Genomic DNA, 21775 nt, shown 5'->3' on the forward strand with positions numbered 1-21775 from the left:
TTCGGATTGGTGGCGGGCGACTTGCGCCGCCCGCGGAACGGTCAGTTCCTGAGGCCAGCCTGTTTCAGCAGAGGCATGACGCGGTCGTTGAAGAACGGCAGCTCTTCGTTGTAGTCGACCATTGTGAGAAGCGCGCCGTCGACGCCCGTGTTGCTCAATGCGACGAGCTTGTCGGCGACCTGTTCCGGCGTTCCGACGATCGGGTAGCCGCCCCAGCCAGCGATGAAGCGCTCCTTGAACTTCTGGTACATCTCTGCCGAGTGGTTCTGTGACTGAACCTGAAGAACCTCGCAGATGTTTTCGCAGGCTTCCCAATCGCCCTTCTGGTTCACGTAGTAGTCGTAGTAATCCCGGGCTTCCTTTTCGGTCTCGCGAACGACGACCGGGCACGCGGTGAAGGTTCCGAGTTCGCGCTTGTATTCCTCGCGAGCCAGCTCCTTCACCTTCTTCACCCACGCTGCGCCCGATTCCATGTCCTGCATGAAGCCGAAGTTGAAGTCGCAGAACTTGGCCGTGAAGTGCAGGCCCTTGCCCGACGAACCGGCGCAGATGAGGACCGGGCGACCCGTCTCTTTGTTATAGGGCTTCGGCTCGCTGAACGCGTCTTTCACCTTGAGGAACTGGCCGTCAAAGGTGACGCCGTTCTTCGTCCACAGAGATTCGACGATTTCCATCCATTCCGTGGCATATTCGTAGCGGGTGTCGTGTTCCATCATCGGAACGCCGAACATCTCCATTTCCGGGGTAAACCAACCCGTCACCAGGTTCAGGCCGTATCGGCCCTTCGAAATGTTGTCGATCGTCGTCGCCATCTTCGTCGCGACGATCGGGTTCAGGGTCGGGATATGCGTCGTCGAGAAAAACTGCAGCTTCGTGGTCACGGCAGCCAGGGCCGCGGCCCACGTGAACGTGTCCATGTTCACGCCGTTGAAGTTCGTCGGCCCGCCGAAACCGCGCCACCGGGCGATCGGCACCATGCATTCCCAGCCGGCCGCTTCGAGCTTTTTGGCAATTTCGACATTGTGTTCGAAGGTCGGTTCGAACGTTGATTCCGCGGTGGTGATGGCGCAAGCGCTGGAACAATTCGTTCCGAATACGCCAAGCTTCAGCTTGTTGCCGTTAAACATCGGGTTTCCGGCGGCGCGGAAATCATCGCTGGTCGTCATATTGAAGTCTCCTCCACAGAGTTAGTCTGTTCCCGGCCCGAAAGCCGGGCGATTAGATACCCATCTCCTCGAAGACTTCCTGCGCGACGCGGAAGCTGTCGATCGCCGCGGGCACGCCGCAATAGATCGCGACCTGAAGGAAAACTTCGCGAAGCTCGTCCTTGCTGAGGCCGTTATTGATCGCGCCGCGAACGTGCAGCTTCAACTCGTGGGGGCGGTTAAGGGCGGAAATCATGCCAAGATTGAGAAGGCTGCGCGAACGGCGGTCGAGGCCGGGCCTGTTCCAGATCTCGTTCCAGCAATACTCGGTGACAAGCTCCTGCATCGGCCAGTTGAACTCGGTCGCCTTGTTTACCGAAGCGTCCACATATGCACCGCCGAGAACCTCCCGACGGGTCTGCAGACCCTTTTCGAACCGTTCACTGACGGGACGCCCATTCACTTGCGATTTCATATCGGTGGCAATAGTCACGGATCAAACTCCTCATTATCGGCCGAAAGGCATTTGGTGGATGTCATAGGCCGAATGCTCGGCCAAACGTTTCAGGCGGCAGCATCGATCAGCGCTGCCGATCTAACCAATTTCCCGTCCTCGTAGAGGAGCGGGGCAATATTCTCGATAAACCGGGCCTCGATGACTTCCCCGAGAACGACGTCATGGGTGCCAACGGAGACTGCGGAGTTGAGGCTGCAAACGAATGCGGCCTGGGCGTCGCCGAGGACGGGAACTCCGCCAGCCCCGATCCACTCACCGTGAGCGAACCTCTCCTCCCCCTTCAGTTTTCCACTGAACAGCGGAACCAAAGGCGCATGGCTAAGATGCAGCATGTTCACTGCGAATTTCCCCGCCAGCTTGAGCGGGCCGCTGATCGAAGCGGATTGGTTGATGCAAACCAGGAGGGTCGGAGGGTCAGCCGTCACTGACTGGACGGCGGTTGCAGCCATGCCGTAACGGGCACCTTCCCATTCCGTCGTGATCAGGCAAATTGTTGATGTGAACCGGCGTAAAGCAGTCTTGAACGCCGCTTGCGCTGCTATTTCAGCACCAGCCATCGTTACCTCCCCCAAGTCATTCGTGACCTAAGATAAGCAGATTGGCAGACAATCTGTCAACACGTTTTGTTGGTCATTGACAGATTGTCTGCGAAAATGTTTTCTTGGGCAGTGAAAGAGGAGACGATTATGGATCTAGAATCGAAAGTCTGTGTGGTGACCGGGGCTGGCAGCGGGATCGGGCGCGCAACAGCTGAACTGTTTGCGCGCCAGGGCGCTAAGGTTGGCGTCGTCGACGTCAACATCGATGCAGCACGAGACGTCGCCCGAGAAATTGGGACGGATGCGATCGCGTTAAAAGCCGATGTGTCTTCCTCCGCCGAAGTCGAGGCGTTGGTCAGGTCAGTTAAGGAAAAATGGGGGCGTATTGACGTTCTCGTCAACAACGCGGGGTTCGGAATGACGGGAAACGTCACCACCATCGCCGAATCCGACTGGGACCGGATCATGGCGGTGAACGTGAAGGGGATCTTCCTCTGCTCGAAATACGTGGTTCCGATTATGGCGGAACAGGGCAACGGATCGATTATTAACACGACCTCATACACCGCCGTGTCAGCCATCGCCAACCGCACGGCCTACGTAGCGTCGAAAGGCGCGATCTCGGCACTCACGAGAGCCATGGCACTGGACCACGCAAAAGACGGGATCCGCGTCAACGCTGTCGCCCCCGGGACGATCGACTCGCCCTATTTCACCAAGATTTTTGCGGAAGCGGCGGACCCACAAGCCCTGCGGGAAGACTTCAACGCCCGTGCAGCCTTGCACCGGATGGGCAACCCGGAAGAGATCGCCGAGGCGATGCTCTTTCTCGCTTCGGACCGCTCGCGGTTTGCGACCGGAAGCATTCTCACGGTCGACGGAGGATCGTCGATCGGGAACCACTTGGTGCGCTGAAGCACATAGGTGCTGGCGGGTGCCTCCTTCTTGACCACGGGAGGCATTTTTACTGTGGTACTACGTGTCGGAAACACAGAGACCCGCGGTGGGGAAAGATAGAGATCACGCGCAAAGCTGCGTGATCAAGACCCTGCGATGAGACGTCGCTACGGCGCTTTATAGGCGCATCGCCGCGCCTGATCCTTCCCCCAGATAGCGGGAATTTTCCCAATTCCACACCGGAACTTCTCGGGAGCGCGTGAGGGATGCCGCCTGCGATGCCGGCCCTGAGACGCCAATTGCAAAGCCTCGGTATGCGCCCGCCCGCTTTCGCATGCGATCGCCCGGCGGCTGCACCGGGCGACCAGAGTCAATCCAACCGCTTAGCGAGCGGCTTGCCGTACGAAATCGAGCCCATTGACAAGATAGCTCCGGAAGAAGTTCGGGTGTTCACACATTGGAAAGTGACCTAGTCCGCCCATAACGAGGTGGAGGCATCCCGGAATAAGTTCGGCGAGCTTGGCACCGTCGGCCGGCGTGGCTGAGTAGTCGTAGTCGCCCGAGAGCAGCGCCACCGGGGTGCGTGACGGGTCAATGCGGGGAGCTGTCACTGCTCCGTCGAACTCGTCGCTGTAGAAGGAAAGATCGCCTGGGTAAACTCCGGGTGCTCCCTGCGAATAGATCCAGCTTGACCTCCTGCGCTCCCCCGCGGGGCTCAGTGGGCTCATGATCCCTCTGACATATGCCGAGTTATGAAGTGAGCCGTGTACGTTTACGTTGTGCTGGTAGGGGTTCCGTCGTCCCTTGGAGCGGAAAGGTGGCTCGATCGCCACGATCCCGAGGATATGCTCCGGCCGTTCCGCCGCGAGAACCAGCGACATTGCCGCGCCCATGGACCCACCCGCGACAATCGCCTTTTCGCGAACCACCTGTTCGAGAATGGCCGTGCACCATTTCAGGTAGAGCGATGCCGTGAGCTTGTAGGGTGCTCCGTCCCACGTCAGCGGCGGCATGGACCGACCGTGGAATGGTAGGTCAACCGCGATCAGCCTGTAGCTTTTCGCAAGCTCGGTGTCCGCCAGCTGAGGCATGAATTGGCGGCTATCTGCTCCGGCGGTGTGAAGAAACAGGACCGGCACCCCCTCACCTGCTTCTTCGTAATATATTTCATGGGGGACGTCATCGATATTGACCACGGCATACTGCCCCCGAATTTGACGCAGGTCGCGTTGCGCACGCTCCGCTTTCATCTCGGGGGACGTGACGACGAGCTCGAACACCCGTTCGAGAGCCGGGCGTGCTTTCGCGAGGTCGAGCGGTGAGCCGGCGATCTCGAAGAGAGGGTTTGCAAGCTGCAACGCCGTGAAGGAGTGAAAGGTAGCCGGCGGCGGCGTCATCAGAACCTGATCCCAGGCGTCCGTGGTGGCCCTCACTGTCACCTGGGGGTCACTGCTTTCCCCCGAGATCTCCGCGCCGCCTTCAGCGAAATCGAGGGCGATCACCTGATCGCCGACGTAGAAGGCGATCTTTATCGTCAGGTCCGGAGTGAGCCGGGGCAATTCCTGATCCCCAAGAGCCTCCGACATGCGGGACCGCAATTCATTAAAAATGCCCAAAGCAACCTCCCTGTTCGAACGAGCGCCAGGCCGCACGCGTCGGCAGCGCCACGACTTCGAATAAGCAGATTATCAGACAATCTGTCAATACCGGCTAATGCCGCTTCTTCAATCGCCGTCGTTTTCAGAGGTTTTACGCAGGTAGTCCAACGCGACCTTGGCCGCCATATCGATGTGGTACTTGCAGGCTGCGGCGGCTTTCGGTCCGTTTCGGTCGGTAATGGCCGCAGCGATCTCCTTTATCTCTTCCACACTGTGGTTCAAGCGCCCCGGCTGCGTCATCGACGTCATGCGCAGGAGCGTCACCCGATTGTGGAGCGATGTCAGCATTTGCTTGACGAAGACGTTTCCGCTCCCTTGCATCAGGCAGTCGTAAAACGCGGTTTTCGCCTTGATGAGCCTGCTACCGCCGCCGTTTGCCGCGGCTTCCGCAAACTCAGCAACCGCCTCATTGAGTGTATGGATATCCTGGGCGGTTCCGTTTTCAGCGAATTCCTTTCCAGCATAGCTCTCGAGCAAAGCCCTGACGCTGTAAAGCTGAGCGGCTTCTTCGTAAGTGATAGTGCTGACGACGGGGCCGCGGTGCGGATAGCTGGTAATGAGGCCCTCGGCCTCGAGTTGTCGAAGCGCCTCGCGGATTGATGTTCGTCCGACACCGATCGACTCGCAGAGTTCTCGCTCAACGAGGCGCTGACCCGGCTTGAAACGGCCGCTGGATATCGCCTGCCGCAGTTTATCTTCTACCTGAGTGCGCAAAGTGGCACTCTGCCGTGCAATCTGTAAATCCATATCACCCATGGGATCCAAAAGTCCGTTTTACCAAGGCCGGAACCGGCCGCGCAAGTCATGGTACTATATGGTGGGTTATCCCGATGAGACAACCCGATTGTCTGACGAAAGCGAAGAACACCCTAGCCTGGCCTCTTACCGGACATTCCATGCGTCCCCATTACCGCAGAACCTTTGCAAATGCGAGATCCGGTGACAGCGATGGGAAACTCGTCAGGACTGCGGGATCGTGGCCTGGAACGAGTACTCCGGACGGTCCTGAAAGCTCACGGAGAGTTCGGTATCCCTCCAGTACGTCGGCGTAATCGGCGAAAAGCGGAAAGACGTCGTCATGCTCCAGATAGCGTTGAAAATGGAGTGCGTCCGATGCGATAACGACGACGTCATTGCCATCGTCCAGCCTCACGACCTGAAGGCCCCTAGAATGACCGCCGACGAGATGGATAGTGAGCCCCTCCATAATCTCGCCGTTCCCGTCGTGGAAGCACACCCTGCCGGAAAACGTCAGGCGGACCGCATCGACTACGGCGTCCACTGCAAAGGGACGCCGAAGACGATCATGGCACATGCATCGTCCTGTACCGTAGGCCATCTCCCGATCCTGCAAGTGGAACAGGGCTTCGGGGAAGTCCGCAAGGTTTCCCGCGTGATCATAGTGAAGATGCGTGATGACGACGTCGGTAATGGACGATGCGGAAATCCCGAGCTGGCGAAGCGCCTCGACCGGATGGATCAACATGGTCCTCCTGCGCCTTTCAGCCTCCTGCGGGCTAAACCCGGTGTCAACCAGGATCAGACGTTCACCATGGCGGATCAACCAAACGAAATACTCGATCCTGCCCGGGGCGTCGTGGGGATCTCCTGCTTCCAGGCCGAGTTCGCCAACGGGCCGAACCGCAGTGCCGTAATGTATCGCCAGGACTTTCCAGTCGGTCAAATTCTCGCTCCTTCCGCAGGCTCAAGGAACCAGCAGATGCCGGATCACCTCGCCACGGTCTAACCGGTCGAAGGCCTCGTTGATTTCCTCAAGCGGGCCAGTGCTGGACAACAGTCTCTCCACGGGCAACCTACCCTTGAGGAACAGGTCGATATAGCGGGGAACATCGCGCGAAGGTACGCAGGACCCCATGTAGCTGCCTTTGATGACGCGTTCTTCCCCGACAAGAGGAAGCGGCGAGATCTCGAATTTGGTGTTCACGTTCGCCAGACCCGCTGTGGCCGTCGTGCCGCCGCGCCGCGTAATGCCATACGCGGTTTCGAACGCTTTGCTCGACCCTGCCATCTCGATGGCGTAGTCCACTCCCCCGCGGGTCGCTTCCTTGACCTCGCCGATGACATCCGGCGTGGTTGCCAGGAAGGTACGCGTCGCGCCCAGCGCCTTAGCCAACTCAAGCTTCTCCGGCATCAAATCGATGGCGACGATCTCGCTTGCCCCGCTAGCCACCGCTCCGAGGACGGCCGACAACCCCACGCCTCCCAGGCCGATGACGGCGACCGACTGCCCCGGCTTCACGCCACATGTATTTACGACGGCACCGACGCCTGTCATCACGGCGCATCCGAACAAGGCCGCCATGGTGACGTCCACGTCTTTGGTGATCTTAACGACCGAGTGCGCCGACACGACCGCGTATTCCGAAAACGCCGATACACCGCTGTGATGGTTGATATCGTAGCCCCGAAGACGGATATGCTTGCTACCGTTCAACAATGTCCCGGCGGCGTTTGCGCGATAGCCCGGCTCACAGAGGCTTGCGCGTCCTCCCGCGCAGTAATCGCAGTGTCCGCAGATGGGCAGGAACGACATCACGACGTGATCGCCAACCTTCACTGTATCCACACCGGGTCCGATTTCTTCGACAATGCCGGACGCTTCATGCCCCAACGCGACAGGCAATGGACGGGGGCGGTCGCCATTTATCGCCGACAGGTCGGAGTGGCACACACCAGCGGCCTTGATTTTCACCAGGACCTCAAGATTGCCCGGAGGCGCCAGGTCGACGGTCTCGACACTGAGAGGCCGCGAACTTGCATACGGCTTGGGAAGCCCTGACTCTCGGAGAATGACTGATTTCATCTGCATTGTCGCGTATTCCTATCTCGAGAGCATCTGCATGGCGGCGGGTACGTAGCGGAAGCCTTCCCCCTCCCGGGCGACGTTGCCGAGCCCGGGCCACGCAAAGTGATAGGACATCACTGGTATGCGGTCTGTCGCGAGCATATCCAGCACCCGTGTGCGCGACCGCGCCGAGAGCTTGGGATCGGTGTCGTACTTGAACTCCATCCACGGGCGTTCCATCAGCAGGATATGATGATGGGTCAGATCGCCGAGGAAGCAGAGCCGATCGTTGCCCGACTGCATGAGGAAGCAGAAGTGGCCCAAGGTGTGGCCTGGAGCGTGCACTGCCTGCACGCCCGGCAGAAACTCCTGACCGTCCACGAAATGCGTTATCCGATCACGGTGTGGAAGAAGGTTCCTCCGGGCATTTTCCACCTGGGCCTTGAAACCGTCATCAAGCTTTCCTCCGTCGGTCCAGTCATCGAAGTCGCTTTCGCTTATGAAGATCTCCGCGTTGGGAAAATTAAGCTTGCCGTCCTGATCGCAAAGTCCGCCGGTGTGGTCGATGTGTGCGTGGGACAACACCACGGCATCGACTTCCAAAGTGTCGATCCCTGCCTCCTGCATGCTCTTCAGCAGGCGACCGGTCGTCGGCCCGAAAATCTTCGACGTCCCCATCCCGGTGTCGAACAGGATGGTCTTTCCGTTGATTTTGACCAGCGGGATGTTCTGCTCGAGGGTCACCGACGAACTGGACAGGAAGTTCCTGTCGAGCATTTCCGTCACCGTGGCTGCGTCGACCCCGAGGAAATTCTCCCGTGGGTCGCCCAATTCCAACGGTCCGTCCGAAAGTACCGTTATTTCGCCGCTTCCGAACTTGAACGGATAGAAATAGGGCAACTTAGTCTGATGCGCTTGGTCATTGAGCACGCCGCTTATCCTCCCAGATTGGCTGCACTATTTGACAGATTGTATGAAAATCTGTCAACACAATAGTGGTGATTGTCTACGAAGTCAGGAAACGATCGAAAGCACGTGACCCCTTGGCCTGCCGATGTTGAACTGTTCGATCTGCTGCATCAGCCGCTGGGTCTCTTTTGTGAGTTCCTGGGTGGCGGCGTGGGCTTGCTCGGCGATGGCAGCGTTTCGCTGGGTGCTGTCATCGATCTCGCCAACGGCCTGGTTCACTTCGATAAGCGAAGCCGCCTGGTCCCTGCTCGCCGCAGCGATAAGCTCAACCCTTTCGGAAATTCCGGCAACATTCGACGATATCGCAATCAGCACCTTGCCCGCCTCGTTCACCAATCGCGATCCCGAGGCGACTTCCTCGCTTGATCTTGCTATGAGTTCCTTGATTTCCTGGGCGGCTAGAGCCGACCGCTGGGCAAGTTCCCTGACTTCCTGGGCCACGACAGCGAAGCCCTGCCCCGCTTCTCCAGCTCTCGCGGCCTCGACACCGGCATTGAGTGCCAGGAGATTGGTCTGGAAGGCAATCTCGTCGATGACGCCGATGATTTGCGAAATGCGCCCGGAAGCCGCTTCTATTCGTCCCATAGCGTCAACCGCGTTCGTGACCACTGAAGCAGACGCATCCGCGGCCTGCTTGGTTTCTTTTACCAGCTGGGCTGCGGCTTGTGCCTGCTCTGTCGAGGAACGCACCGTCGCGGTGAGTTGATGAACAGCGGCCGCGGTCTCCTCCAACGACGCGGCTTGACGCTCGCTGCGGCGGGAGAGATCATCGGCGCCACTGCTGAGGTTGTCTGCATTTTGCCGAATGAGCACGATGTTGCCGCGAAGTTCCGACATCGTCGCCTGCAAACGCAGCAACGAATTGTTGAAGTCCCGTCGCAATTGTTCCAGCCGCCCGGAGAACGGTTGATCGATCGTGCTAGAAACATCACCGTTGGATAACCTCTCCAGCCCAGCGGCAAGACTGTCGACGGCGTCGCCGATCTGTTTGTCGATCTCGGCTTTCTCCGCCTCGTTGTGCCGACGTTCAGCTTCGGAAGCCGATCGTTGACGATCCGCGTCGTTCTCGATCTCGATCTTCCTCGCGGCATTCTCCCTGAAGACACAGAGCGCCCGGGCCATTTCTCCGAGCTCATCAGCGCGCTCAGAACCGCCGATCTCAATGTCAAGGTCCCCTTCCGCCAAACGCCGCATGTCGTCGGTCAACTGGACGACAGGTTTTTTGAAAGTCGCAATCATCCCGAAGCCAGCGAGAAGTGCGACGAGGACGCCAGCAAATGTCGTGATGAGGCCAATGCCATTCGCGTAAGCCGTCTCTTCAATGGCTCTTGCGCGCTGGGCGTCGGCAAACGTCGTGAGGTGGCCCCATATGGTGTTCAACTGGTCTGTCGTTTGCCTATATTGCGCACGCCTCACTTCCGAGATCTCGACGAGCTTCGCACTGTCCTGCGTCATACCCTCTACCGCCGGCGGCACCGTATTCTGGACTGCCTTGAAAAGGTCGAGGTCGGAAGCGGCACTCCAGATGTCCAATATCTCCTTCTTCGTTCTGTCAAAGTTCTGGACGAGCTGCGCACGGTTTTGTTCGGTAGGGTCGGCTATGAAGCGCGCAAGGTTTATCCTGATGAGATAGCTGGAGTCCGAAAGTCTTCGGCTGCCGTCCAAGGCGCTGCTGATCTTCGCCAAATGTTGGTCGAGACCTGCGAACTCGACGATTGCTTTCTTTGTTTGCTGGTTCGCTACCGCGTTAATCGCGACGGAGATTTCCTTGAACGCGGACATTGCGGTGTCGAGGCCTACGGTGTTGTCCGATGAAGCGCCCTGCGACAGAAGTTGTGTTACGCTTTTCACCGCGCCATCGACCGAGCTCGACAGTTTTGTGGCGTCCGATGGCAAGGAAGCCCGCAGATTTCGGGCGCTCCGACGCAACTCGCCCACTTTGCCGCCCAAATATTTGAGTTTCAGCTCGGTCGTTCCGGCGGATTGGTAGCCCGCGGCAAGATCAAGGAAGAAGGTTGCATAGCCTGTCACCCTGTCGGCATCGCGCAACATCGATTTGGCGGCGCCCTCGGACTGCTCGCCGGACTTCCTTAACTCGTCTGCTAGCCTGAGCATTTCATTCTGCGACCAAACCAGCGATTCAGAATGATTGGCGATCGAGCTTATCAGTTTCTCTTCGCTTTCATGGATGCTCCAGAGAGAACCAAAATTGTTCACCACGTCCAGCATAATCGCGTTTGCCGACTGGAGGCCTTCGCTTTCCGCCGTAGCTCCGGCATTCGTCACCAAAGCCTGCAGATGCGATTGCTGCGCGAGCAGGTCAGCCTTCACGCGATCGCGCCTTTCTTCCGACGCCTCGTCGAGAAACTCTCTCATCGAGGCGGAGACGTCACGGAAACCCGAGAGCACCTGCATCACCTGGCTTGAGGTTTCCAGGCGGCTTTGTAGGAGACCCGCGGCGTAGTGCCCCAAAAACCCCACCGCGCAAATACTGATTATGAAAGGCAGTACGAAAATGATTACTTTTGTCTGTAGCCGGAAACGGGACAACAGCCTGTCCATTGTGGTCCATCCTTGTCCATAGGCGGTGAAGAAGCTTCATCAATCGGGATCCGCCTCCGATGGAAGCATCGAATCATCAATGACGACACGAGGCTGCGCGACTGAGGATTGTCTGTCAACAGATTGTCTGATAAAGCATGTTCAGGTTTATCAGATTGTCTCGCGAACTTGCGGAGGAATAACTCCAGAACCGGCACTGCCGCAGCCGGCACAACTTTCACCGCTGACATCGATCAAACCGCGATGTCCTTGTTTTCAGTGGAAAGCGGTGACGGCATCTCGGCCATGTGAAGGCTGCGAACATGTCGTCGTCGTGGTGACGGCGCCTTGGGGAACAAACGGGTCCTTCTCATGGATGGACGGCTCCACGGATGACGGCGACCTCACCAGCTTTCCCAATATGCATAGCGAGATGCCCGATCTGGGAACGGTAAGTGTTGAGATTGAGGAAGCAGAGAAGATGACTGATACGAGAGCATTGCTCGATAATATGACCTTGGCCGAGCAGGTCTCGCTACTTTCCGGCGATACGTTCTGGTCTTTACCGCCCATCGACCGCCTAGGGATAGGGAGATTGCGCTTGACGGACGGCCCCAACGGCGCCCGCGGGGCGGGGTCTTTTGTCGGGGGTGTGACTGCAGCGGCTTTCCCGGTAGGCATTGCCATCGGAGCGAGTTGGAACCCGGACCTAGCCAGGGAAATCGGCAGTGCGCTAGGTGACGAGGTTCTTTCCAAAGGGGCCCATGTCTCGCTGGCGCCGACCGTTAACATCCAGCGCAGCGTCACAAACGGCCGAAACTTTGAGTGTTTCTCTGAGGATCCGATACTGACGGCGGAACTTGCCGTCGGCTATATCGAAGGTCTGCAGTCCAAGAAAGTGGGTGCCACGATAAAACATTTCGCTGGCAACGAGTCCGAGATCGAACGTACAACCATCTCTTCAGATATCGATGAACGCACTCTGCGCGAAGTCTACCTAATACCCTTTGAGGCGGCGGTGAAGCGGGCAAAGGTCTGGGCCGTGATGTCTTCATATAACAAACTAAACGGTACTTACACGGCGGAAAGCCATTGGCTGTTGAACGAGGTACTGCGCGGTGGCTGGGGTTTTAACGGCGTGGTGATGTCGGACTGGTTCGGCTCGCGTTCGACCGCACCCACCGTGAATGCTGGGCTGGATCTGGAGATGCCGGGCCCGACCCGCGACCGCGGCTCCAAGCTTCTGGCGGCGATCGACGCGGGCGAGGTAAGTGTCGAGACCGTCCGCGCCTGTGTGCACAATATCCTGACCCTGATGGAACGCACCGGCGCAATCAACGATCATCGCGAGTTTAAGGAGTACGCCATTAATCGGCCGGAACATAGGGCACTCATCAGGCGCGCGGGAGCGGAAAGCGCAGTTCTGCTACAGAATGACGGCATCCTGCCATTGGCTCAGCAAGGTACGGTCGCCATCATTGGACCCAATGCCAAGATCGCGCAGATTATGGGAGGCGGCTCGGCGCAGTTGAACCCCCACTATGTCGTCAGTCCGTGGCAGGGGCTGGCGGACGCCCTGGGTGAGGAGAACGTGTTCTACGCTCAGGGTTGCAGCAACTATCGGTTTCAGCCGCTGATCGAAAACCCGACAACCTTCGAATTTTTCCAAGGGAGGGAGCTTGCTGGCGAGCCCGTGAAGGTTATCGAGGAACCGTCGAGCCTCGGTGTATGGTTGCCCCCCGTGGCCGGGGGCACCGTCGATCCGCATCGCTTTTCCGCCCGAATGCGCACCGTCTTCACAGCCTCAGAAGCCGGCGTCTATCGCGTCGGCATGACCTCGGCGGGGCTTGGCCGTGTCTATGTGGACGGCAGGCTTGTTGTGGACGCCTGGGCTTCCTGGACACGTGGTACCACATTCTTTGAAGAAGGCTGCGAGGAGGTCGTGGGTGAAATCACGCTCGAAGCCGGCCGTAAATACGAGGTCGTCGCCGAGTACGCCCGGCACGATCACGTCAACCTCTATATCGCCGCAATTCGGGTAGGAATAGGCAGGTTTTCGGCCGAAGCGGAGATTGCCGAGGCGGCAGCCCTCGCCGCGAAGGCTGATCATGCGGTAGTCTTCGTGGGCAGAACGGGCGACTGGGATACCGAGGGCTCCGATCTCCGCGGCATTGCGCTTCCTGGTCTGCAGGACCAGCTTGTTGAGGCGGTAATTGCGGCCAATCCTAACACGATTGTCGTCCTACAAACTGGTGGACCGGTGGAAATGCCCTGGCTTTCCAGTGCTCGTGCAGTACTGCAATGCTGGTATCCCGGCCAGGAAGCTGGCAACGCGATCGCCGATGTGCTCCTCGGCAAGGCCGAGCCCTCGGGCCGACTGGCACAGACCTTCCCCGTGCGCTGGGCTGACAATCCCACACATACCGAGGATGACGCGGTCTATCCAGGCAAGAATGGCCATGTGCGATATGACGAAGGTGTGTTCGTTGGATATCGGCACTACGATCGCCAGGACATTAAGCCACTGTTCCCCTTCGGTCATGGTCTCGGTTATTCAAGCTTTGCGATGTCAGACCTGACGGTAGGGCTGCCGGATGCTGCCGGCGCGGTGACAGTGACACTGGGATTGACCAACGTCAGCGAGCGGCCAGGTTCGGCAGTGGTGCAAATCTATGTCGGCGATGTTGAAGCATCTGTACCCAGACCGGTCAAAGAACTGAAAGCCTTCTCGAAAATCGCCCTGGAACCCGGTGAGAAACGAAGGCTCAGTTTCATTCTTGACGCCCGAACATTTGCCTTCTTCGACACGACCGAGCGGTGCTGGCGGATAGAGACGGGGGAATTTGCAGTTATGGCTGGGTTCTCGGCCACCGACATCCGTTTGAGTGGAACTGTCATGCAAAAGGGCGCTGTCTTAGCGCTCTAATCGTGCAGAGAATCGTGGTGGTTGAGTCCTAAAAAGAGCGCAGTGGCGGTGAAGCTCGGTGAATGAGTGAAAGAATGGCTCAAGACGGGCGATATTGTCATCGACAGGAAGGATACCGACCTTCATAGGCGTCGGAAGCGTTGGCGGACACGTTCGCGACAGCGTCGGTCCTACAATTTTTTTTGATGCCTTTCGCAGTCTCTCGAACTGAGCTCACGCTTGTCGCGAGATCGGAATCGTCAATCGTATCGAGGGCTGCCACATTCTCGTGCAGTTCGGCTCGACCGATCTCCTTCAGGACGTATGTATCGAGCAGAAATTTCAAGCTTAGTCATCCAGCGCGCTGAGATCGGGAGCACCGATCGACACGAGCGATATCGTATCCACCGGTGCGAAGATTGCGGGCAGCAAAGTTGGAACTCGATGGCCCAACCCTGATCATTCCTGGCAATGCGAAATCTTGTTTTCGGACGCGGAGCCACGGACAGACGCCGTCGCTCTGTGCGGAAACTTGAGCCTGCAGCCCTTTCCAGGTATCTATCGGTCGAGAGCGCAAAATTACAGGCACAGGATGCGGCGATGCTGAAAACCGACACCCGCCAAGCAAATTGGCGCCGTGCTAATCCAGCGAAATATGATGCTCATCTTGCTGTACAGCGAGCCGTAAAGGCAGGCGAGCTGGAAAAGCAAACATGTGAGGTCTGCGGGATTGAAACGGTCGACGCCCATCATGATCAATACGACGACCCTTTAAAGGTGCGCTGGTTATGCCGACGGCATCACACAAGGCTTCACCACTACGGCGAGGATATGTTTCCGATCAGGAATGGCCTTTAGGTGCGGTCCGCCGATCGCTCTTGATTTCAGTTGGCGTTCCCGCGAGACTTGATGTCTAGCAACGCGATGAAGGCGCACACTGCTTGTTGCGTAACTTCCGCCATGTGATGATTTCGTTCGACTGCCCTCCGGATAGGATTGACGCGAAGGCATTGCCCTCGCGCCCTCCTCTACCACTCAGTCTAACAGGCTAAGATGTAGTGGCTCAGGAAAATACTCGAAGCCCTCTCCCGCTATGCCAACGTGCCCGTAGCCCGGCCATGGGAAGTGGTAGGACATGAAGGGTATTCTATTGGAGGCCAGCATTTTCAGAATGCGCACACGCGATTGAGCCGACAGTTTGGGATCGGTATCGAACGCAAATTCCATCAAAGGCTTTTCGAACAGAAGCACAGGATGATGAGTGAGGTCGCCGCCATAGCACATCGTCTTTCCTGCTGACTCAATCATAAAGCAGCTATGGCCGAGTGTGTGTCCAGGAGCGCTAATGGCATGAATACCAGGAAGAAACTCTTGTTCGTCCTGGAAAAAAACCATGCGGTCCCGCACGGGTTTGAGGTTGTGGATCGCGGCTTTAACAAGACCGTTGAGATCGCCTCCAAGTTTTTTCTCGTCGGTCCAGAAATCGTAGTCGGTTTGGCTGATGTACACGTGGGCGTTTGGAAACGTTGGTTTCCCGTCGTCGCCCCAGATTCCGCCGACGTGGTCCCAATGAGCATGCGAACAGACGACAGCGTCAATATCTTCCAGCGCAATATTCGCGGCGGCCAAGCAAGACTTGAGACGGCCAGTCGTCGGGCCAAATTGCTTAAGCGATCCCATCCCCGTGTCGAACAAAATCAGCTTGCCACCGATGTTTACGACAGGTGCGTTCTGAGCGAGAACGACCTCATCCGTGGGCAGGAAGCTGTGGTTTAGCATGGATCTTATCTCGTCGGCCGGGACGCCGAGAAAGCTTTGTGTCGGGTCGCCGAGCGGAAGTGGGCCGTCTGATACGATGGTTACCTGGGCGTCCCCAATGGCAAATCGATAAAAGTCCGGAGCTTGTGCCCCGGAAACCGGGCTCGCCCCAGCGTGAGCCGCTACACTGTTCGCACCGAAAACGGCTCCACTCAAAGCAGCTCCCCCTGCCAATAGTAAGTTGCGGCGGTCGATCTCGAAACTTTCATTTCCCATTTCACTCCTCCCCGTTTGTAAAAATGCGTCTGCAGACCGCGCTTGTCTTGCGACGGATTTCGGCTTTGTCTGCATCTGAAAGGTATCAAGTGGCAGGTCTAGGACAATTGAATTGCAAGTCCATTTCAATGAGCATCGCTCAACAAATGATCTTGCTCGGCCCTGCGATTCATCAATCGAAACAACCGGTTTCGGGGTACCGCGTTGCTCCGGCCATCAGATCTCGTTGGCTTTCGGTGAGTTCGAAAGAACTCTTGGCTCCCTGACTGCGGGACGCGGCTCGCATCCGAATATCGGCAAGATTATCGTGGATCGCCTTGGCTGCCTCATTGTCATGTGAGTGGCTCTGCGTCAGGCCGCCAACGGTGTTCATTAAGCGGTCGGAGGATAGATGTTACCTCTTCCCTCGAAGAGCGCACCGCTCCTTGAGGAAGAAGCCACGGAAAACCGCGAGGACGTCACGATCTTCCGGTGGGCGCTACATTTCTTCCCGGGCATATTGCGGAGCCAGCAGCATGCTTCTGAAGCACGTTGCCAGGCCGGCATTCCGCCTTATCCGACATGGTTACGACCGTAGAATGGCCGACTTCTCTACCGGCCGCCTACGGTCGCACGTCATAGGAAGCCGATCGAGATCCAGGGCACCGCTGCGACGATCGCAAGCCCGAGAAGCAGGGCGATCATGTACCCCCACAGCGGCTTTATCCCTTCCACCGGGTTCACACGGCCGATTGCACAGGCGGCATAATAACCGACGCCGAACGGCGGGAGGAACAAGCCCACTCCCATGGCGAGAATGACCACGATCGAATAGTGCACGTCGTGGATCCCTAATCCCTTGGCGATCGGAAATACCAGGGGTGCGAACAGAACCACCGCGGGAATGCCTTCCAGCACGCTACCGAGCACAATGAACGCGACGATCGACACGATCATAAAGATCGGCGCTCCTCCGGGTAGACCCGCCATCGTCTGAACCAGCCCACGCGAAAAACCCGATTGAGTCAGGCACCAGGCCACAGCCGTTGCCGCCGCGATGATGAAAAGGATGGCTCCGGACAAGACCGCCGTTTCCACCAGCATCGGACCCACCCGCTTCCAGTCGAACCGGCGGTAAACGAGGAGGCCCGCCAGCAGCGAGTAGGCAATGCCGATTGTCGAGACTTCCGTGGCGGTAGCAACGCCTTCGACAACCGCTGTACGGATGATAAAAGGCAGGGCCAAAGCCGGAAGCGCAATCAGGAATGTGCGGAAGATCTCCCTGGCTGGCGGCTTGCGAAAACCCGACATGTCCTCGTTGCGATAGCGCCACCAGACGACAACGCAAAGCATCAATCCGCAGACGAAAGCCGGCAGAAGACCGCCTATGAACAGGGCCGAAATCGATACGCTCGTAACCGATCCGATGGTGATCAATACGAGGCTCGGCGGGATCGTCTCCGTCTGCGCACCCGTAGCCGCAAGCAGGGCCACGAGATCGCCCGGTTTTGATCCTCTCGCTTTCATCTCCGGGAACAGTGCCGGGGCGACAGCAGCCATGTCGGCGGTCTTCGAACCCGATATCCCAGATACCAAGTACATTGCCGCTACGAGGACGTAACACAGGCCGCCTCTGACATGTCCGAGCAAGGACGCCAGGAAGTTCAGCATCGCTTTTGCCATGCCCGTAACCTCCATCAGCATACCCAGCAACACGAACAGCGGGACCGCCAGCAGGAGAAGATGCGACATTCCCTCATCAAGCCGACCCGCGATCACGCTTATCGGACGGCTCGTACCCAGGGCCACATAACTGATGGCAGCGAGAGCGAACACGAACGCGATTGGTACGCCGCTCAGCACACCTAGTGCGATGAAGGCTACGAAGAAAAGCACGAGGTTCCAGTTGCCCATCGCCATGATCAACGGTTTCGCCGCAATCGCCAACCCTATCAAGCACGCGGCTACAAGGACCCCGATCAGGAAATCGCTCAGCGTGATGCGCTGAAGGGCATTGGTCACGCCAAGGATAAGCATCAGGCCAAGTCCGATCGGAAGACCAAAAGAACGCCATGCGACCGAAACTTCCATCGCGGGAGTGACGACCGGAACTTCATGAAGAGCGTAGGCCGTGGCCTTGGGCAGAAGAAGCACGCAGACCGAAAGGCAAAAGACAAGTGCAGCCACCTCCAGTCTTGCCCTTACGACGGGCGGCATCGCGTCCGCGATAACGCCCATCCTCATGTGCTGTCCGCGGTGAAAAGCGAGGACCGCGCCCACGATCGAAAGCCAGAGGAACAACATGGAGGCGAGCTCGTCCGACCAGATGAGCGGCTCGCCCCATGCATAGCGGGCGAAGACGCCCGCCGACAGCACGAGTACCTCGACGACAACAAGTGCTGCGGCGATCAATTCAATCAGGCGCACCACGCCCGCTTCAGCTTTCGCCAGGACTGGCCACGCGCCGATCACCGGGGGGCTGACATTTTCAGAAGTAGCCATGTCAACGCCTCAGATCAATTTGCCCGAGGTAGACTCCAGCAACGCCCATGCTTCCTCGCCAAAACGCCCCTTCCAATCGGAGTAGAACGACGAAGCTTGCAGCGTCGCGCGGAACTTGGAAACATCGACGTCGATAAATTCAAGACCCTTGCTCGTCAGCTCTGCCTGGAGTTCGGAATTCAGCTTTTCGACATCAGCGCGTTGCACGAGAGCCGAGCGATTGATCTCGGTGACGACAATGTCACGCAAGTCCTCAGGCAACATCTCGAAGTTGTCCCGATTGGCGAGAATCCAGAAGCCGTCCCACATATGGTTGGTCCGGGAGAGATACTTTTGAACCTCGTACATCTTGGCAAAGTAAATGCCAGCGAGCGGGTTTTCGAGACCGTCGGCGACGTGGGTCTGGAGTGCGGAATAAGTTTCGCCCCATGGAATCGACGTCGGCGCGGCGCCGAGAGACTTGAAAAGCGATGTCCAGAGCGGCGCAGGAGGGACGCGGATCTTGAAGCCCTTGAGGTCCTCGGGCGACTTGATCGGTTTCCCGATCGAGGTCGTCTGCCGAAAGCCGTTGTCCCACATCTTCTCGAAGGCGATCAGGTTGACCTTCTCAAAAGCCGTCCGGATGCTCCGGCCGAGCTCACCATCCACCGACTTCCACACCTGCGCGTAGTCGGGGTAGGCAAATCCTACACCGGTGATGGCCGCCGGCGGGACGAGTGTCGCTGCGATGAGGCCTGTCTGCGCAAGAAGGTCCAGGCCACCTGATCGAAGCTGGCTGAGCATATCAGCATCGGTGCCGAGCTGGCTCGCGGGGAACACTTGAATGCTCACGCGGCCGTCTGTCTGCTGGCTGATCTTGTCGGAAGCCTCGGTCATCCGCGTGTTGAGCGGATGATCAACCGGCATGATGTTGGCGAATTTAAACGAGAATTCAGGCGAACTCGCACGCATGATGCGCGGTGCCGCAAGCGCGGCGGTCATCGCCACGGAACTCATAATAAGGGTACGGCGATTCATTGTGATCATTGGTTCCTCCTCTAACCGTGTTGATCCATGTCGATGTTTTTAGGAGCCTCCAGCGCAGGCGCTCTCCTCGTAAGCGTCCTCAGTTTCTTGCAGGTTGCTTAGACCTTGGACTGATGTCGCTGAAGCCGGAAGCCTCCCACTGTGCGGCTGGACGTAAATTAGGCGCTTGCGCCAAACGTCCGCAAATGAATTGCCTCCGGCCAATGGTGAGTTGAACTCAGGCGAGTTCGGCGTGACCCGCGATGGAGACAAAGTTTTTCTGCACGCGCCAGGCAACATGAATCCAGGTCACATGTTTTTTGCGCAAACTCTTTTGATGTGGAGGAAGCCGCCATGCTAACCGCTTTGCATGCGAGCATGGCACTCCGGTGGGATGTGCCGGCCTATGACGTGCCAGTATCGCGGAGGAGACCGGAATTGCACCAAGCTTTAGAAACAAAGCCGAGCCCGGCACGAGGACCGGGAAAACCGACAATCGGTTTTATCGGTCTCGGCTCGATGGGATTGCCGATGGCGTCGCATCTCCTAAAAAGCGGCTTCAGGGTCAAGGGGTTTGACATCTCGGAGAATGCTCTAAGAAGCTTCGCTGACAGTGGCGGGACTGCCTATCCAGACGCTACAGAAGCGGCCAGCGAGACCGACGTCTTGATGTTGATGGTAGTCAACATCGACCAGGCGCACCAAGCCCTCTTCGAACGGGGCGCCCTGGCAAATTCAGCCAAGGCCAGCGTGGTCATCTTGATGTCAACATGCCCTCCCGGCGAGGTTGAACAGCTCGCCGAGGCCGTTATTGCTCGCGGTCACCGGTTTCTGGATGCGCCTGTTTCCGGCGGCGTCGCCGGAGCGCGCGACGCGTCGCTCTCCATCATGGTGGCTGGCGACAGGCAAACCTATGAGATGAGCCGCAATCTTTTCGACGTGCTCGGCTCCAAGATCTATTATCTCGGAGAGCGGCCTGGCCAGGCATCGGTTGCCAAAGCAGTCAACCAGTTGCTGTGCGGCGTACACTTGGCGGCAGCGGCTGAGGCGCTGTCGCTCGCCGAAAGGGCTGGCCTCGACACCTCAACGGTACTCGAGATCGTGTCCGGCTCGGCGGCCGCCAGCTGGATGCTCAACGATCGTGGCCAGCGGATGCTTCTGGAAGACCCTGAGGTAACGAGCGCGGTAGACATCTTTGTGAAAGATCTCGGTATCGTGCTTGCCGCTGGCTCCTCTGCCAGGGCCGCCCTGCCGCTCGCCTCCGTTGCGCATCAGTTCTTCCTTGCCGCGTCTGGGCAGGGGTCAGGCTCGGCAGATGACAGTCAGGTCATTCGTGCGTATCGGGGAATGACCGCGGGCCAGAAGGAGGCAAAGAAGTGAGTGCCGAGATCAAAAGCAATTACGCGCGACTGTCCGGCATCACCATGCACTACCTGACCGCAGGATCCGGTGAGCCGCTGGTTCTCCTTCACGGGGTGCCGCAGAGTTCGCACGAATGGCGGCACGTGATCCCCTTCCTCGCGGACAAGTACGCGATCATCGCGCCGGACCTGCGGGGCCTCGGCGACACTTCCCGGCCCGCCGATGGGTACGACAAGAAAACGATTGCCGAGGACGTGTGGGAGCTTCTTTCTGAACATCTGAAGATCGATCGCTTCAATCTTGTGGGACACGACTGGGGCGGCCCGGTGGCGTTTGCCCTGGCCGCGCAGCACCGGGGGGCTGTTAGCAAGCTCGCGATCCTGGACGTTACCATTCCTGGCGATGGAGCGGACATGTCGCAAGGCGGCCGCCGTTGGCACCACCCTTTCTTCAGGACGCCGGATTTGCCGGAAGCGATGTTCGGCGGTCGCGAGCATATCTATCTGGAATGGTTGTTTGACAATTACGGCAGCCGGGCAAACGTGCTATCTCAGGAAGACAAGAATGAGTATTTCCGTACCTACCTGAAACCGGGTGGCCTGCGCACACTTCTCGCCTATTATCGGGGCTTTCCAACCGACGTCAAAGACAACGAGTTATTCCTCGAGAGGGATGGCAAGCTCGAAATGCCGGTCCTCGCCCTGGGCGGAGACAGTGGTTTTGGCCGCGGCATGGAGACGATGGAATCACTGCAGCGGGTGGCAAGTGACGTTCGAGGCGGATTGATCCCGGGCTCGGGTCACTGGGTTGCGGAAGAAGCTCCCGAATTCATAGCGAACGAACTCGGGAAATTCTTCGGCTAAACCACTGCCTGACGTCGGGGATGCGCGTCTGATCCACCAGTCGCGCATCACCG

17 protein-coding genes are annotated in these 21775 nt (G+C 58.2%); 5 read left to right on the top strand and 12 right to left on the bottom strand.

The annotated features are described in order from the left end of the window. Positions 1–41 precede the first annotated feature (41 nt). From CO656_RS22275 to CO656_RS22285, 3 genes are all read right to left on the bottom strand, one after another. Positions 42–1166, bottom strand: coding sequence for an LLM class flavin-dependent oxidoreductase (locus CO656_RS22275; RefSeq protein WP_013984726.1), 1125 nt, complete (start codon positions 1164–1166; stop codon positions 42–44). Positions 1167–1218: 52 nt separating this feature from the next. Beyond that, the gene (locus CO656_RS22280) at positions 1219–1620 is read right to left on the bottom strand and encodes a carboxymuconolactone decarboxylase family protein (RefSeq protein WP_013984727.1); all 402 of its coding nucleotides are present in this window, start codon (positions 1618–1620) and stop codon (positions 1219–1221) included. 89 nt (positions 1621–1709) lie between these two features. Continuing rightward, a complete protein-coding gene (locus CO656_RS22285) occupies positions 1710–2219 on the bottom strand; it encodes a flavin reductase family protein (RefSeq protein ID WP_013984728.1) in 510 nt (169 codons plus the stop codon). A 129-nt stretch (positions 2220–2348) separates the two neighbouring features. Between CO656_RS22285 and CO656_RS22290 the strand changes: the two genes are divergently transcribed. Continuing rightward, positions 2349–3116: an SDR family oxidoreductase gene (locus CO656_RS22290; protein ID WP_004130089.1), complete on the top strand. Its 768-nt coding sequence runs from the start codon at positions 2349–2351 to the stop codon at positions 3114–3116. 365 nt (positions 3117–3481) lie between these two features. Here CO656_RS22290 and CO656_RS22295 read toward each other — a convergent pair whose 3' ends face one another. The 6 genes from CO656_RS22295 to CO656_RS22320 form a co-directional block, all read right to left on the bottom strand. Then, entirely contained in the window at positions 3482–4714 is a 1233-nt protein-coding gene (locus CO656_RS22295; protein WP_097527162.1) for an alpha/beta hydrolase, read from the bottom strand. A gap of 108 nt (positions 4715–4822) precedes the next feature. Next, positions 4823–5512: a GntR family transcriptional regulator gene (locus CO656_RS22300; protein WP_088692725.1), complete on the bottom strand. Its 690-nt coding sequence runs from the start codon at positions 5510–5512 to the stop codon at positions 4823–4825. A 151-nt stretch (positions 5513–5663) separates the two neighbouring features. Further along, on the bottom strand, positions 5664–6440 hold the full coding sequence (locus CO656_RS22305) for an N-acyl homoserine lactonase family protein (protein WP_097527163.1): 777 nt from the start codon (positions 6438–6440) through the stop codon (positions 5664–5666). 21 nt (positions 6441–6461) lie between these two features. Next, positions 6462–7586 (bottom strand): zinc-dependent alcohol dehydrogenase family protein, encoded by a 1125-nt coding sequence (locus CO656_RS22310; RefSeq protein WP_013984731.1) that lies wholly within the window; start codon positions 7584–7586, stop codon positions 6462–6464. Between the two features lie 12 nt (positions 7587–7598). Then, complete coding sequence (locus CO656_RS22315) at positions 7599–8492, bottom strand: MBL fold metallo-hydrolase (RefSeq protein WP_015341914.1); 894 nt, start codon at positions 8490–8492, stop codon at positions 7599–7601. An 84-nt stretch (positions 8493–8576) separates the two neighbouring features. Next, positions 8577–11093 carry a HAMP domain-containing methyl-accepting chemotaxis protein gene (locus tag CO656_RS22320; RefSeq protein ID WP_015341915.1) on the bottom strand — a complete coding sequence of 839 codons (2517 nt, stop codon included), beginning with the start codon at positions 11091–11093 and terminating at the stop codon, positions 8577–8579. Positions 11094–11553: 460 nt separating this feature from the next. On the opposite strand from CO656_RS22320, the gene CO656_RS22325 reads away from it, so the two are divergent. Further along, positions 11554–13998, top strand: a complete 2445-nt coding sequence (locus tag CO656_RS22325) for a glycoside hydrolase family 3 C-terminal domain-containing protein (protein ID WP_097527233.1) — start codon at positions 11554–11556, stop codon at positions 13996–13998. Between the two features lie 579 nt (positions 13999–14577). Next, positions 14578–14835, top strand: coding sequence for a hypothetical protein (locus CO656_RS22335; protein ID WP_041678048.1), 258 nt, complete (start codon positions 14578–14580; stop codon positions 14833–14835). A gap of 177 nt (positions 14836–15012) precedes the next feature. Here the strand turns inward: CO656_RS22335 and CO656_RS22340 are convergent, their stop codons facing one another. The 3 genes from CO656_RS22340 to CO656_RS22355 all read right to left on the bottom strand — a co-directional run bounded on the left by CO656_RS22340 (position 15013) and on the right by CO656_RS22355 (position 19518). After that, positions 15013–16011, bottom strand: coding sequence for an MBL fold metallo-hydrolase (locus CO656_RS22340; protein WP_097527165.1), 999 nt, complete (start codon positions 16009–16011; stop codon positions 15013–15015). A gap of 615 nt (positions 16012–16626) precedes the next feature. After that, complete coding sequence (locus CO656_RS22350; protein ID WP_097527167.1) at positions 16627–18492, bottom strand: TRAP transporter large permease subunit; 1866 nt, start codon at positions 18490–18492, stop codon at positions 16627–16629. 9 nt (positions 18493–18501) lie between these two features. Next, the gene (locus CO656_RS22355) at positions 18502–19518 is read right to left on the bottom strand and encodes a TRAP transporter substrate-binding protein (RefSeq protein WP_097527168.1); all 1017 of its coding nucleotides are present in this window, start codon (positions 19516–19518) and stop codon (positions 18502–18504) included. A 498-nt stretch (positions 19519–20016) separates the two neighbouring features. On the opposite strand from CO656_RS22355, the gene CO656_RS22360 reads away from it, so the two are divergent. Both CO656_RS22360 and CO656_RS22365 read left to right on the top strand, forming a co-directional pair. Continuing rightward, positions 20017–20877 carry an NAD(P)-dependent oxidoreductase gene (locus CO656_RS22360; protein ID WP_234819561.1) on the top strand — a complete coding sequence of 287 codons (861 nt, stop codon included), beginning with the start codon at positions 20017–20019 and terminating at the stop codon, positions 20875–20877. Beyond that, on the top strand, positions 20874–21722 hold the full coding sequence (locus CO656_RS22365; RefSeq protein WP_004130049.1) for an alpha/beta fold hydrolase: 849 nt from the start codon (positions 20874–20876) through the stop codon (positions 21720–21722). Before CO656_RS22360 ends, CO656_RS22365 begins: the two co-directional genes overlap by 4 nt. The last annotated feature ends 53 nt before the right edge of the window (positions 21723–21775 follow it).

The sequence above is a fragment of the Sinorhizobium sp. FG01 genome, assembly GCF_002531875.1.
Classification (GTDB): domain Bacteria; phylum Pseudomonadota; class Alphaproteobacteria; order Rhizobiales; family Rhizobiaceae; genus Sinorhizobium; species Sinorhizobium fredii_C.